Here is a 14,564-nt window from a genome sequence, read left to right as displayed (position 1 = left end):
TTGGGATGCTGGCTGCGCCGCCGCGGCGACGCGGTGACGCGCAGCGACGCCCGCGGTTCAGAACGGCAGCTTGAGCGAAGCGTCGAGCGCGACGATCTGCTGGCGGAACACGTTCTGGATGCGTTCGAGTGCGGCCGCGTTGTCGGCATCGAAGCGCAGCACCAGCACCGGCGTGGTGTTGGACGCGCGTACCAGACCCCAACCGTCGGACCAGTCGGCACGCACGCCGTCGATCGTGGTCAGGCGCGCGCCATCGAAGCGTGACTTGTCCTTGAACGCTTCCATGAATCGATAGTGTTCGCCCTCGCGCATCGGGATCTTGAGCTCGGGCGTGGACACGCCCTTGGGCAGGGTGGCGAAAATCTCCTCGGGCCTGCGCTCCTCGAGATCGCCAGCGAGGATTTCGAGCAGGCGGGCGGCCGAGTAGATGCCATCGTCGAAGCCGTACCAGCGCTCGCCGAAGAAGAAGTGCCCGCTCATCTCGCCGGCCATCGCGGCGCCGGTTTCGCGCATCTTGGCCTTGATCAACGAGTGGCCGGTACGCCACATCAGCGGGCTGCCGCCCTGTTGCAGGATGAGCGGCCCCAGGTGGCCAGTGCATTTGACGTCGTAGATGATGGTGGCGCCCGGATTGCGCTGCAGGATGTCGCTGGCGAACAGCATGAGCAGGCGATCGGGATAGATGACCTCGCCGCTGGCGGTGACCACGCCGAGGCGGTCGCCGTCACCGTCGAAGGCCAGGCCCAGATCGGCCTTGTCGTGCTTGACCACCGCAATCAGGTCTTCGAGGTTGTGCGGATCGGACGGATCGGGGTGGTGGTTGGGGAAGTTGCCATCGACGTCGCAGTACAGCGGCGTGACTTCGGCACCGATCGCCTGCAGCACGGCGGGCGCGAATGCCCCGGCGATGCCGTTGCCGCAATCGACCACAACCTTGAGCCGGCGCCCGAGCTGCACGTCGTCGGCGATGCGCTGCACGTAGTCGGCGCCGATGTCGATCTGCTGCACGCTGCCCTCGCCGCTGGTGAAGCGCTGCGCTTCGATGCGCCGGTACAGGTCCTGGATCGCGTCCTCCGACAGCGTCTCGCCGCCGAGCACGATCTTGAAACCGTTGTAGTCGGGCGGGTTGTGGCTGCCGGTCAACGAGACCCCCGAGCCCGTGCGCAGGTGGTAGCAGGCGAAGTAGGTCAGCGGTGTCGGCGCCGGGCCGATGTCGAACACACGCAGACCGGTCGCGCGCAGGCCGTCGATGAGCGCCGCGGCGAGCTCCGGTCCCGACAGGCGGCCGTCGCGCCCGACCACGATCTCCTCAAGTCCGCGCTCGCGCGCCTCGCTGCCGATCGCGCGGCCGATCAGGTGTGCCACCTCGGCACTGAGCGACTTGCCGACCACGCCGCGGATGTCGTAGGCGCGGAACATGCTGCGGTCGACACTGATCGGCCCCTGCGCCGGCTTGGCTGGCGCGGCCGCCACCACGCTCGTCGCCGGCGCGCTGGCGCCGGCACCGGCGTCATCGGCGGCCTGCTGGCGGATCGCCTGCGCGAGCGTGATCGCATCGCCCTCGTCCTTGGGCCGACGCTGCAGCTTCTCCAGCGCCTGGCGCATGCCGACATGGCGTACCCACAGTGCGGCCAGGCCCGCCAGGGTGGCCAGCAGGCCCACCAGCAGCAGCACGATGAAGTTGCGCGTGAGCGGCAGGAAGTACTCGGCCTCGCCGGTGCCGATGCGCAGCCGCGTGCCCGGGATCGATTCGCCCAGATCCGCGGTCGTCGAGGCTGCGGACACGCCCCTGCTGGCGATCACCACGTCGCCGCGACCGTCACCCTGACGCAGGTCCAGGCGCACATCGTGCACGCCGACGCGGCCGAAGATGTCGAGCAGCGGTTGGAACGACTCCTCCACCACCACAAAGCCGACCACGCGGTCATTGACGTGCGCCGGCATCGCGATCATGAGCCGCTCGCTGCCCTCCTTCTCGCGGCGCATCTCGGCCAGCGGCTGGGCCGGGTTGATCTTGGCCTGCATCAACGCGGCGGCCTTGGCATAGCCGATTGCGCGCAGATCACCCTTGAGGATCTCGTCGAGGTTGGGGCTGAAGAACGCCACGTCGAACGCATCGGGCACGAGCTGCTTGAGTGCGCTGGCCGCGGCCGCGAAGCCGTCCGCCTCGCGCAGCGGCTGCTGCACCGATGGGTCCTGCAGCGCCTGCGCGATCGCCTGCTGCTTGCCGCGCACGACTTCGGCCAAGGCACCGATCACGCGCGTGCGCGCCGAGTCGGCCGCAGCCATGCCACTTTGCACCTGCCACACGAGCCAGGCCTGCCACAGGCCGAACAGGCCAATCACGAGCAGCACGGCGGCCAGCGCGAACGACAGCACCGGTGACCACGATACCTGCTGCCATGGCTTGCGCTTGGCTGGTTCCGGCGTGTTGGCGGCGTCGCTCATCTGGTGTCCCCGTCGCTGCGGCGCGTACAGCCTGCGCCGACCTCAATGTCGCCCGGAACTGCCGAACCCACCCTCGCCCCGGGCACTGGCGGGAAACTCGGCCACCGTCTCGAACTGTGCGCGCACCACCGGCAGGATCACCAGCTGGGCGATACGCTCCCCGGGGCTGATGGTAAATGCCTCGCCCGAGCGGTTCCAGCACGAAATCATCAGCGGCCCCTGGTAGTCGGCGTCGATGAGGCCGACCAGATTGCCAAGCACGATGCCATGCTTGTGGCCCAGTCCCGAACGCGGCAGCAGCACCGCGCACAGGCCGGGATCGGCAATGTGGATCGCGATGCCGCTCGGTATCAGCGCGCTCGCCCCCGGCGCGAGTTCGAGCGGCGCATCGAGCATCGCGCGCAGATCCACCCCGGCCGAAGCTGCGGTAGCCGGCGCCGGCAGCGGAAACTCGCGCCCCAACCGTGGATCGAGGATCTTCATCGCGATGGTGGTCATGGCCGCGCTCCTTGTGGCGCCCGCAGTCGCGCGATGCGGGCAACCAGCGCCTGTGCGAGCGCGCCCTTGTCGGTGCGCGCCAGTGCCTCGCGACCGCCCGGCCACAGCAGCAGCAAGGCATTGTCGTCACGCTCGAAGCCGAGCTCGTGGCCGACTTCGTTGGCGGCAATGAGGTCGAGTCGCTTGCGTTCGAGCTTGGCCCGCGCATGCGCCTCGACCTGTTCGGTCTCGGCGGCGAAGCCGACCACGAACGGCCGCGGCGAGCGCGCCGCCACTTCGGCCAGGATGTCGGGGTTCTGCACCAGCGACAGCTCCAGGCCGCTGTCGCCATCGGCCTTCTTGAGCTTGTGCGGCGCCACCGCGGCCGGGCGGAAGTCGCCGACCGCGGCGGCCGACACGAACACCTCGCTGTCGGCGACGGCGGCCAGCACGGCCTCGCGCATCTGGCGCGCGCTGCGCACATCGATGCGGGTCACGCCGTGCGGGGTGGGCAGGGCCACCGGCCCGGCGACCAGCGTCACCTGCGCGCCGGCCGCATGTGCCGCCGCCGCGACCGCAAATCCCATGCGGCCCGAGCTGCGGTTGCCGACGAACCGCACTGGATCGATGTCCTCATAGGTGGGTCCGGCGCTGACGAGCCAGCGCTGGCCGGCCAGCTCGCCCGGCGCGCGCGCCGCGGCCAGCGCCGCCACCAGCTCGGGCGGTTCGAGCAGGCGGCCACTGCCGACGTCGCCGCAGGCCTGGCTGCCTGCGGCCGGTCCGAACACCTGCACGCCACGACTGCGCAGGATGGCGAGATTGGCCTGGGTTGCCGCATGCGCCCACATCTGCTGGTTCATTGCCGGCGCCACCGCCAGCGGCGCCGCAGTGGCCAGGCACAGCGTGCTGAGCAGGTCGTCGGCCCGGCCCTGCGCCAACCGCGCAAGCAAGTCGGCCGATGCCGGCGCGATGAGCACCTGGTCGGCCCAGCGCGCCAGCTCGATGTGCCCCATCGCGCCTTCGGCGGCTTCGTCCCACAGGCTCGAGCGCACCGGATTGCCCGACAGCGCCTGGAACGTCAGCGCGGTGACGAAGCGCTCGGCGTTGGCCGTCAACACCACGCGCACCTGCGCACCCGCATCGCGCAGGCGCCGCAGCAGCTCGGCCGCCTTGTAGGCGGCAATACCGCCGCTGACACCGAGCAGGACGCGCACGCCGGGCAGGCTCTGGTTCATGTAGGAAACCACGTACACGACAAAGGATCGCTAGCTTACTGAAATTCGCGCCAGCCGCCGCTCGCGGCGGCCATTGGGCGCGCGCATCGTGCCCTCATGGCCGGCATATCGACATGCCGCCGCGCCGCACCGGCGCCCCTCTCCACCGTGAGCGAACCCCGATGAGCATCCGTGATTGGCCCAGCGCTGAACGACCGCGCGAAAAGCTGCGTCAGCGCGGTGCCGGTGCGCTGTCGGACGCCGAGCTGCTGGCGATCTTCATCGGTTCCGGCCGCCGCGGCGTCGATGCGGTGGGGCTCGGTCGCGACCTGCTCGCACGCCACGGCGGCCTCCGCGCGCTGCTGGAGTCGGCGGCGAGTCCCAGCGGCCTGGGCGCGGTCGCCTGGTGCCGGCTGTGCGCGGCGCTCGAGCTCGGCAAGCGCTACCTCGAAGCCGAACTGCGCGCGCAGCACGTGCTGGGCAGTCCGCACGACAGCGCGCGCTACCTCAAGGCGCGCCTGGCCGGCCATCCCTACGAGGTGTTCGCCTGCCTGTTCCTCGACAACCGCCATCGCGTGATCGCGTTCGAGGAGCTGTTCCGCGGCACCATCGACGGCGCCAGCGTGCACCCGCGCGAGGTGGTGCGGCGCTGCCTGGCTCACAATGCCGCCGCCGTCATTGCAGCCCACAACCATCCCTCGGGCGTGGCCGAGCCCAGCGCAGCCGATCGCCATCTGACCGCACGCCTGCGTGACAGCCTGGCTCTGGTGGACGTGCGCCTGCTCGACCATTTCGTGATCGGCCACGGCGAGCCGACCTCGCTGGCGCAACGCGGCTGGCTCTGAGCCGCAACCGCGACGCGGCAACGAGCGTGCGCTCGATCACGTTTGCAGTGTCGACCGTGCACGCCGCCGGTGCCCTGCGCCGCTGGCGCCCTGTCCTATACTCGGCGCGGACCCGATGGGGACGGACCGGCACTCGTGATCCTGGGATTTGCGCAGCAGTACCCGCCCGACGAGTGCGAGCAGCAACTGCCCGACCTCGCCGCGGCGCGCGCCCTGCTCGGCGACCGCGTCGGCGCGCTCGAGGCGCTGTTTGCGCAGCGGCGCGCCGCGCTGGCGCCGCTGCTCCACGGCGCCGCCGAACAGGCCCTGCTCAGGCGCAGCGAGGACGCCGCCGTGCTCGCCTACGCGCGGCTGGCGCTGCGCCATGGCCAGCTCGGCAGCGACCTGCACCCGTACCACAACGAAGCCCATATCCTCGACCTGTGCGGCGAGCGCCTCAGCCGCATCATCGCCAGCGCCGGCATCGACGCGTTCGACCTGCGCGGCTGGTGCGCCCTGCTGCTGTTCGGCGCCTGCCACGACCTGCGCCAGCGCGAAGCGCCAGGCACGGTGGCCGGCGTGGGCGCCAACGAGCGCGCGAGCTGGGCCGAATGCCTGCGCATCCTGGCCACCTGCGGGTTCACGCCCGAGCACGACACCGGGGTGTACATCGCGCTCGAGCTCGCGATCGCCGGCAGCACCTTCGATGCGCGGCCATTGCCGAGCCAGGCCGCGCTCAACGCGGCCGACCTCGTGCACAGCGGCGGCGCGCTGGCGGCGCGGCTGGAGCAGGTGCTCGACCAGCGCCGGCCCGACTGGCGCGGCGATCCGCGCATCGGCGAGGCACTGCCGCTGGCGTTGCTCGCCGCCGACCTCGACACGGCCAACGTGGCCGAACCGTTCGCGCGCTTTGCCGAAAGTGGCGAGGCGCTGTGCCGCGAGCGCGAGATGCTGGCTGGACGCTCGCTCGACGATGCGGCCAGTGCGATGCCGGTGCTGAGTTTCCTCGGCGATGGCCAGAGCCGTTTCTTCTTCGAGCTGCACCGCTTCAATTCCGAGGCCGGCATCACCGCCTTCGCTGCCGGCAAGGCGGCCAATGCGCCGCGCCTGAAGGCGCTCAACATGGGGCTGCGGGCGCGCATCGCGCTGCAGGGGCCGCCACGCAGCGGCGCGCAGGTGCTCGACGCCTACCGCCTCACGGTCGAGCAGGTCGGCGCCTGAAGCGGCGCCCGCCGGCCCGCGCGGCTGTCACACAACGCAACTCGCGACACGCCGTGCAGGGCTTACAATGCGCGGTCCCGCAAGCCTCGAATTTCCGCTCTTGAAAGACTCCCTGCGTCACCTCGTCCATCGCGCGATCGACGCGCTGCGCGCTGCCGGCGAGTTGCCGGCCGACGCGACGGCCGCCTTCGTCATCGAGCGCACCCGCAACCGCGAGCATGGCGATTTCGCCTGCAACGTGGCCCTGCTGCTGGCCAAGGCGGCCGGCCGCAAGCCGCGCGACCTGGCCGCCGCACTGGTGGCCGCGCTGCCACCCGACGCCGGCATCGCCCGCGTCGAGATCGCCGGCCCCGGCTTCATCAATTTCTTCCTCGGCGCCGCCGCCTACCACGCGCAGGTGCGCGAAGTGCTCGCGCAGGGCGCGGCCTTCGGCCGCAACGCCGGTGGCGCCGGCCACACGGCCGGTGTCGAGTTCGTATCGGCCAATCCGACCGGACCGCTGCATGTCGGCCACGGTCGCGCGGCGGCGCTCGGCGACTGCATCGCGCGCCTGCTTGCCGCCAACGGCTGGCAGGTCAAGCGTGAGTTCTACTACAACGATGCCGGCGCGCAGATCAACAACCTCGCGATCTCGGTGCAGGCACGCGCGCTCGGCAACGGCCCCGACGATGCCGGCTGGCCCGACGACGGCTATCGCGGCGAGTACATCAAGGAAGTGGCGCAGGCCTACCTCGACGGCGCCAGCGTCGAAGTCGACGGCCACACGATCAAGGCCGCGCGCGACGTGCACGATCTCGACGCGATCCGCCGCTTCGCGGTGGCCTGGCTGCGCCGTGAGCAGAACGAGGACCTGGCAGCGTTCGGCGTGCACTTCGACGTCTACTTCCTCGAATCCTCGCTGTACGCCGACGGCAAGGTCGACGAGACCGTGCGCGAGCTCGTCGCCCGCGGCCACACCTACGAGGACGGTGGCGCGCTGTGGTTGCGCAGTACGCAGTTCGGTGACGACAAGGACCGCGTGATGCGCAAGTCCGACGGCAGCTACACCTATTTCGTGCCGGACGTGGCCTACCACCGCTCGAAGTGGCAGCGCGGCTACGAGCGCGCGATCACCGAACTGGGCTCCGACCACCACGGCTCGCTGGCGCGCGTGCGCGCGGGCCTGCAGGCGCTCGACTGCGGCATCCCCAAGGGCTGGCCCGAATACGTGCTGCACCAGATGGTCACGGTCATGCGCGGCGGCGAGGAGGTCAAGCTGTCCAAGCGCGCCGGCAGCTACGTGACGCTGCGCGATCTCATCGACGAAGTCGGCCGCGACGCCACGCGCTGGTTTCTCGCCGCGCGCAGGGCCGATTCGCAGCTCGTGTTCGACATCGACCTGGCGCGTGCGCAGACCAACGACAACCCGGTCTACTACGTGCAGTACGCCCACGCCCGCGTGTGCAGCGTGCTGCGCCAGCTCGGCGAGCGCGGCCTCGGCTGGGACCAGGCCAATGGCCTGGCCCAGCTCGCGCGGCTCGACGGCGAGGCCGAGCAGCTCGTATTGACCGAACTGTCGCGACTGGGCGAAGTCGTCGAGGCGGCCGGCGCGAGCCTCGAACCGCACCTCATCGCCAACTGGCTGCGCGATCTGGCCGCGGCCTTCCACGGCTGGTACAACACCAGCCAGTTCATCGTCGACGACGCCGACCTGCGCGACGCGCGCCTGACCCTGGCGGTCGCGGTGCGGCAGGGGCTGGCGAACGGCCTCGACCTGTTGGGCGTTGCGGCGCCGGAGAGCATGTGATGGCAGCGAAGAAGGGACGACAGGCCACGCGCGGCGGCGGCGGCTCGCCGGGTTGGGCCTGGCTCATCGGCGGCATCGTGATCGGTGCCGCGCTGATGGCGCTGCTCATGACCAACAACTGGCTGCCGCTGCTGCGCAAGAAGGACGGCCCGCAGCCCAATGCGCAGGCCACCGCGCCCAAGGAAAGCGAACCGCCCGTGGCCGAGGCCAAGCCGAAGAAGAACTACGACTTCTACCAGGTGTTGCCCGAGGCCGAGGTGGTCATCCCCGACGCCGAGCTGTCGGCCAAGGCCCAGGCCGAGCAGCAGGCGCGTGCCGCCAATGCAGCGGGTGCGCCGCCGGCGCCGACGCTGCCGGCGGGCGCCGCGCCGAGCCCGAGCGCGGGCGGGCGTTACATCCTGCAGACCGCCTCGTACCCCGACCCCAAGGGCGCCGAGGAAGCCAAGGCGCGCCTCGCACTGGTCGGCTTCAGCGCCCAGGTGCTGCCGGTCACGATCAACGGCAAGACCTGGCATCGCGTGCGCGTGGGCCCCTATGCCACCGCCAGCGAGCTGGAGTCGGCCAAGCGCGCGCTGGCCGACAATGGCATCAACGCGATCGCGCTCAAGGAGCAGGGCGGGCAGTAAGCGCGCTCAGCCGTCGAACCCGTCGGCGAAGATGAGGTCATCGAGCGTGAAGCTCGCGCTGACCGTGCAATCGGCCGTCACCGGCGCGGTGGTGTACTGGCTGCCGGCCAAGGTCCCGCCGCAGCCGGTGACCGTGCCGATGAGATGACCCGCTGCGGGCGTGGCGGTGAAGCCCACGGTCGCACCGTGCGGCACGGTCTGCGGCGTGCCCGGCGTGAGGCTTCCGCCCGCTCCGGCCTGCGGCGTCACCACGTGGGTGGTGCCGGCAGGACCGTCGAAGCGGTACACCGCATTGGTGCCGAGATCGACCACGTAAAGATTGCCGACGCTGTCCTCGCCGAAGCTCGACACGTTCTGTGTCGGCGCGCCGGCGAGCGTGGTGTAGCTCCACGACGCGCCGCCCGGCGTGGCGATGCGGATGTCGCCGCCGCAATAGTCGGAGAACAGGTACTTGCCCTGCAGCTCGGCAACCGGCCCGCGGTAGACGTAGCCGCCCGTGATCGAGCATGAGCTGCCGCCATGGGCGACTTCGATGACCGGCGCGACGGTATTGGTGGTCGCGGGGCAGGTGGTGCCGCTGCCGCCGGCAGCGTAGTAGTGGTTGCCCTCGCACAGGCTCCAGCCGTAGTTGCGGCTGGCGGTCGAGCCGTGGCTGCGGAAATCGATTTCCTCCCAGGCGTTCTGGCCGACGTCGCCGATGACGAGATCATGGGTCTGGCGGTCGAAGCTCCAGCGCCACGGATTGCGCAGGCCGTACAGCCAGATCTCGCCGCACTTGTCGCTGGCGCCCGCGTAGGGGTTGTCGGCCGGAATCGAGTATTGCGCCGGCTGCCCCGCGGCGGCACCGCACTGGTTGGCGGCCGCCGAGGTGGTCGGCGTACGCACGTCCAGGCGCAGCATCTTGCCGAGCAGGTAATAGCTCTTGCCGCCGACCGACTTCTTCCACAGGTTCTGCGCGAAGTTGTTCGGATCGCCACCACTGCCGCCGTCGCCCATGCCCCAGTACAGGTCGTTGTCGGGACCGAAGGCGATGCCACCGCCGTTGTGGTTGGAGTAGATGTCGGGAATGCGCAGCACCACCTGTTCGCTGCCGGCGAACACGTTGCTGGCCGGCTTGCGCGCGGTGAGGCGGAGCAATACCTGGTCGGCAATGTCGCCGAGCCTGGGGTCGCTGCCCGGCGCGGTGTAGGTGATGTAGAGCGTGCCGTTGCTCGCGAACTGCGGATCGAAGGCAAGCCCGAGCATGCCCTGCTCGCTGCCCGGGCCACCCGTGATCGCGTGGGTGTAGTAAGGCGCGGCGAGCAGCTTGCCTTGCGCATCGATGATGCGCACGCGGCCCTCGCCACGTTTGTTCTCGACGATGAACAGCCGGCCGCTGCCGTCCGCGGGCGCGACCAGGGCCGTGGGGCCGGACAGGCCTGCGGCGACGCGCGTGAGCCGCGCGATGGGCGCATCGGCCACCCCGATCGTCGACCATCCAGTCGCGGCGGCGACGAGCACCACGCCGCAAAGGACCTTGCCGCTTGCGATCTTCATGCCTGCCTCCGAGCGTGCGGCAGCGCGCTCCGGCGCCGCCCACGCGTCACGCGGTTGCCTGCACCGCCGATGCCGGCAGCCATGCCGGTCGTGCGGGTCGCCCATCCCGCACGACTATCGCTCAGTGCGCGGCGCCGTCGAAACCGTTGGCGAAGATGATGTCCGACGCGAAACGAAAGATCGGACCGGCACCGTCCGTCACGAACACATTGCCGGCTCCATCTTCACCAAACGAATAGGCCGAAATCCCGGGGGCGCCGGGCAGAATCTCGAAGCTCCATGGGCTGACCGCGGCAGCGGGATTGGCGACCACGTAGATCTTGCGGCTGCAGTTGTCGCTGAACAGGTACTGGCCGCGCAGCGGGCCGATCGGGCCGCGGTAGACATAGCCACCGATCACCGCACAGACACCGTCACCCGAATGCGACAGCTCGATCTTCGGCGGCACGCTGCCTGCCGGTCCCGCGCAATTGGCCGCATTGCCGGGATAGGTGTGAAAGCCTTCACAGGCATTCCACTGGAAGTTCTGGCCAGCGCTGCCCGCAGGCTGGAAGTCGATTTCCTCGTAGCGATCCTGGCCGACATCGCCGATCAGCATGTCGCCGGTCTGCCGATCGAAGCTGAAACGGAACGGATTGCGGTAACCCCAGTTGAACACTTCGGCGCAGTCATTGGGATGGGCACCGGCATTGGCGAACGGGTTCGACGGCGGAATCGCATAGGGAGCCGAAGCGCCCGACGCCACGCCGCACAGGTTCTGCGCCGAGGCGGTCGTGGCATGCACATCCAGACGCAGGATCTTGCCGAGCAGGTAGTAGGTGACGCCGGAGCCGCTCAGGTCGTAACAGCTCGCCGGATTGCCGTCGGCCTTCTTGCGCCCGGTGCACTGCGCAAAGCCATTGGGATCACCCTGCACGCCGCCATCGCCGATCGACCAGTACAGGTACCCGTCGGCGCCGAACTGCACATCGCCGCCATTGTGATTGCTGGCAATGTCGGGGACGCTCATGATCAGCGTGCCGGACGGATTGGCCACGTCGGGGTTGGCCGATACGGTGTAGCGCTCCAGCGTGTGCTGTCCCGTCGACGGCGCGGTGTAGGAAACATAGAACTCGCCATTGCTGGCGTAGCCCGGATCGAACGCCAACCCGAGCAGGCCTTGCTCGTTGCCATTGCAATTGACGCTGATGGTCGCGAACGGCGTGGTCAGCACGCTGCCGTTGCTGACGATCTTGATCTTGCCGCACTTCTCGAGGACGAAGGCGCGACCGCTGCCGTCGTTGGCGTGGCGCACTCCGATCGGCTTGTTGAACACGGTCGTCGCATTGGGCCAGCGTTCCAGGTGCAGGTCCGCGGGACTGATTGCGGCCTGCGCCACGCCCGCGCCGAGCGCGGCCGCAAGCACCCACACCTTTCGGCGATGGCTCATCGTGGCGATCTCCCAAGGGACATGCGCCTTTGTACCACCCAACCGCCCCGCCAAAACAGCGACGGCGTACTCAGTTCAATGCCGCCGCTTGAGGCGGATCAGTGCCGAAATGTCCTCGTCGCCATGCCCCTGGACCATCAGCGCAGCGTAGTCGGCGAGCGATTTTTCGATGACCGAACGATCGGTGCCGGCCGCCACGGCCAGCTCGCGCACGATGCCCAGATCCTTGTGCAGCAGGGCCAGCTTGAAGCCGACGCCGAACTGGCTGGCGAGCATGCTGGCGCCGCGCTTGTCGAGGAACCAGTTGCCGGCCGCACCGGCGCCGAGCGTGGGCAGCAGCACGGCGGGGTCGAGCCCGAGCTGCTCGGACAGCGCAAGCCCTTCGCACACCGCCTGGGCGATGCCGGCGACGAGCACCTGGTTGACCGCCTTGGTGTTCTGTCCCGCGCCGACCGGGCCCATGTGGTTGAGCTTGGCGGCATAGCACTCGAGCACGGGCCGCACCCGCGCGAGCGTGGCGGCATCGCCTCCGGCCATCACCGACAGCTTGCCGTTGCGGGCGCCTTCCACGCCGCCCGACACCGGCGCGTCGATGAAGCCGATGCCACGCGCGGCGAGCAGTTCGTGGGCGGCCCTGGCCGTGACCGACGACACCGTCGAATGGTCGATGACGACGCTGCCCGCTGCTGCGCTGGCCGCGATCGCGTGGGCGAGTTCGAGCACGTCACGATCGGCCGACACGCACAGCGCGATCACGTTGCAGTCGCGCGCGAGGTCGGCCACGGTTGCCGGCGCCGCCACCGCGTGCTCGCGCGCGGCGGCGGCGGCCTTGGCCGGCGTGCGGTTCCAGACCGCCGCCAGCAGACCCGCGCGGGCCAGGTGCCCGGCCATCGGCACACCCATCGCGCCCATGCCGATGAAACCTGCCTTGATGTCGCTCATGTCGGTCGTCCAGATGCAATGGGGAAAAGTGCCAGCCGCGGCTGCGCGCCTCACTCGGCCAGGTAGGGATAGGCCGTGAGCCCGGCCTCGAGCGCATCGCGCAACTGCGTCGCCGCGGTCGCATCGAGCCCGGCAGCGGCGATCTTCGCCGCATATGCCGCGCGCAGCGCGGCCGGGTCATAGCCGACATAGTCGAGCATGAGGTCGGTGCTGTCGCCGTAGCGCAGGTGCTCGAACTCGTAGCCCGTGCCATCGAGCTTGACGTTGACCGCGTCGGTGTCGCCGAACAGGTTGTGGATGTCGCCCAGCGTCTCCTGGTAGGCGCCGACCATGAAGATGCCGAGCCGATACGCCGCATCGGCGCGCGGCGCATGCAGCGGCAGGCTCACGTCGAGACCATCGGCTTCGACGTAGCGGTCGATGCGGCCATCCGAATCACAGGTGAGGTCGGCGATCACGCCGCGGCGGTCGGGGGCCTCGTCGAGCCGCTCGATCGGCATGATCGGGAACACCTGGTCGATCGCCCACACGTCGGGAATCGATTCGAACACCGAAAAATTGACGAAATACTTGTCGACCAGCAGTTCGGCAATCTCGTCCAGTGCCTGCCGGTGCATGCGCTCGTCGGGCTTGAGGCGCGCGCGGACCGCATGGATCACCGCGTAGTAAAGGTCATCGAGATTGGCGCGATCGGCCAGCGACAACTGGCCATGCGTGTACAGCGCGTAGCCCTCGGCGAGCTGGTACATGGCTTCATGGTAGGACTCGGTCGGCGGCGTGCGGTCGATCTCGGCCAGCACCTCGCGCAGCCGGCGCAGCGCGGCCGGCTCGTCGGCGCGCAGCGGCGGCACCGCGCCGGTTGGCGCCGGCTCGACCTCGCTGACGTTGGTGACCAGCACCGCGTGGTGCGCGGTCAGCGCACGTCCCGACTCGGTGAGGATGCGCGGCGCGGCCAGTCCGTGCGCGCCACAGGCCTCGGCCAGCGCGCCGACGATGGCCGAGGCGTATTCGCCCAGGCCGTAATTGATCGAGCAATCCGAGCGCGAGCGCGTGCCTTCGTAGTCGACACCGAGGCCGCCGCCGACGTCCATGTGGGTGATCGTGTGGCCCATGCGCGACAGCTCGACGAAATAGCGCACCGCTTCGCGCATGCCATTGGCGATGTCGCGCACGTTGGACATCTGCGAGCCCATGTGGAAGTGCAGCAGCTTGAGCGCATGCGACAGCCCGGCTGCCGCCAGTTCGTCGAGCAACGTCAGCAGCTGGCGCGGGGTGAGGCCGAACTTGGCCTTGTCGCCGCCGGAGTTCTGCCACTTGCCGGCACCCAGGCTCTTCAGACGCATGCGCACGCCCAGCAGCGGATCCACGCCGAGCACACGCGCCTCTTCGATCACGAGGCGCAGCTCGGAAGGCTTTTCGATGACGATGAACACCTCGAGCCCGAGCCGTCGGCCGATCAACGCGAGCTGGATGTACTGGCGATCCTTGTAGCCGTTGCAGATCACCGTGCTGCCGGGCTGGGCCAGCGCCAGCACAGCCATCAGCTCGGGCTTGGAGCCGGCCTCGAGGCCAAACCCTTCGTCGCCGGTCGCCGCCAGCGCACCGGCGACGTTGTTCTGCTGGTTGACCTTGATCGGGTAGATCAGCGTGTAGCGACCGCCGTAATCCCAGTCGCGGATGGCCTGCGCGAACGCACGCTGCAGGCGTTCACGCCGATCGTGCAGGATGTCGGCGAAGCGCAGCAGCAACGGCAGGCGCGCGCCACTGGCCTGCGCCGCATCGACGAGCGCCGGCAAGGCCAGTGCCGGACCCTGCTCGCGGCGCGGCCGCACCACCAGATTGCCGTCGTCGCCGACGTCGAAATAACCCTGGCTCCAGTGCGGCACGGCCCAGGCGTGGCGTGCGGCATCGGGATTCCACTGCGGATTGGCCACCCTCGTCTCCAGCGTGCGCATGCGAGCCGCGTAGTGTAACGAGGCGTGACCGTTCGTGCGTGTCGGCGCCACGGCGAACGGCTACAATCAGCGGCCCGGCGCATCCGGAACAACCGCAGCCAAGGAC

Annotated in this window: 11 protein-coding genes; 4 read left to right on the top strand and 7 right to left on the bottom strand. The window is 69.6% G+C overall.

All coding sequences use genetic code 11. From position 1 onward, the window contains the following. Positions 1 to 57: 57 nt before the first annotated feature. Genes KF903_RS03900 through coaBC form a run of 3 tightly spaced genes read right to left on the bottom strand, consistent with a single transcriptional unit; the run spans position 58 to position 4,160 of the window. On the bottom strand, positions 58 to 2,448 hold the full coding sequence (locus KF903_RS03900; protein WP_291211260.1) for a phosphomannomutase/phosphoglucomutase: 2,391 nt from the start codon (positions 2,446 to 2,448) through the stop codon (positions 58 to 60). Positions 2,449 to 2,490: 42 nt separating this feature from the next. Further along, a complete protein-coding gene (dut, locus tag KF903_RS03895; protein WP_291211258.1) occupies positions 2,491 to 2,946 on the bottom strand; it encodes a dUTP diphosphatase in 456 nt (151 codons plus the stop codon). Beyond that, positions 2,943 to 4,160, bottom strand: a complete 1,218-nt coding sequence (gene coaBC, locus KF903_RS03890) for a bifunctional phosphopantothenoylcysteine decarboxylase/phosphopantothenate--cysteine ligase CoaBC (RefSeq protein WP_291211720.1) — start codon at positions 4,158 to 4,160, stop codon at positions 2,943 to 2,945. The genes dut and coaBC overlap by 4 nt, the downstream gene beginning before the upstream one ends. A gap of 161 nt (positions 4,161 to 4,321) precedes the next feature. Here coaBC and radC point away from each other — a divergent pair, with 161 nt between their 5' ends. The 4 genes from radC to KF903_RS03870 all read left to right on the top strand — a co-directional run bounded on the left by radC (position 4,322) and on the right by KF903_RS03870 (position 8,596). Further along, complete coding sequence (radC, locus tag KF903_RS03885) at positions 4,322 to 4,984, top strand: DNA repair protein RadC (RefSeq protein WP_291211257.1); 663 nt, start codon at positions 4,322 to 4,324, stop codon at positions 4,982 to 4,984. A gap of 135 nt (positions 4,985 to 5,119) precedes the next feature. Beyond that, complete coding sequence (locus KF903_RS03880; protein WP_291211255.1) at positions 5,120 to 6,184, top strand: hypothetical protein; 1,065 nt, start codon at positions 5,120 to 5,122, stop codon at positions 6,182 to 6,184. A gap of 100 nt (positions 6,185 to 6,284) precedes the next feature. After that, a complete protein-coding gene (gene argS, locus KF903_RS03875; protein ID WP_291211253.1) occupies positions 6,285 to 7,970 on the top strand; it encodes an arginine--tRNA ligase in 1,686 nt (561 codons plus the stop codon). After that, positions 7,970 to 8,596, top strand: coding sequence for an SPOR domain-containing protein (locus KF903_RS03870; RefSeq protein ID WP_291211250.1), 627 nt, complete (start codon positions 7,970 to 7,972; stop codon positions 8,594 to 8,596). The genes argS and KF903_RS03870 overlap by 1 nt, the downstream gene beginning before the upstream one ends. A 6-nt stretch (positions 8,597 to 8,602) precedes the next feature. On the opposite strand, the gene KF903_RS03865 is transcribed toward KF903_RS03870, so the two are convergent. The 4 genes from KF903_RS03865 to speA form a co-directional block, all read right to left on the bottom strand. Next, complete coding sequence (locus tag KF903_RS03865) at positions 8,603 to 10,132, bottom strand: PQQ-dependent sugar dehydrogenase (RefSeq protein WP_291211247.1); 1,530 nt, start codon at positions 10,130 to 10,132, stop codon at positions 8,603 to 8,605. Between the two features lie 121 nt (positions 10,133 to 10,253). After that, positions 10,254 to 11,561, bottom strand: coding sequence for a PQQ-dependent sugar dehydrogenase (locus KF903_RS03860; RefSeq protein ID WP_291211244.1), 1,308 nt, complete (start codon positions 11,559 to 11,561; stop codon positions 10,254 to 10,256). Positions 11,562 to 11,636: 75 nt separating this feature from the next. Next, positions 11,637 to 12,503, bottom strand: a complete 867-nt coding sequence (locus KF903_RS03855; protein WP_291211242.1) for an NAD(P)-dependent oxidoreductase — start codon at positions 12,501 to 12,503, stop codon at positions 11,637 to 11,639. A gap of 50 nt (positions 12,504 to 12,553) precedes the next feature. Next, positions 12,554 to 14,458: an arginine decarboxylase gene (speA, locus tag KF903_RS03850; RefSeq protein WP_291211240.1), complete on the bottom strand. Its 1,905-nt coding sequence runs from the start codon at positions 14,456 to 14,458 to the stop codon at positions 12,554 to 12,556. Between the last annotated feature and the right edge of the window lie 106 nt (positions 14,459 to 14,564).

Origin of the sequence: Dokdonella sp. (genome assembly GCF_019634845.1) — a bacterium.
Lineage (GTDB): Bacteria > Pseudomonadota > Gammaproteobacteria > Xanthomonadales > Rhodanobacteraceae > Dokdonella_A.
Note: the sequence above shows the minus strand (reverse complement) of the source record. Positions and strands in the feature narration are given on the sequence as shown.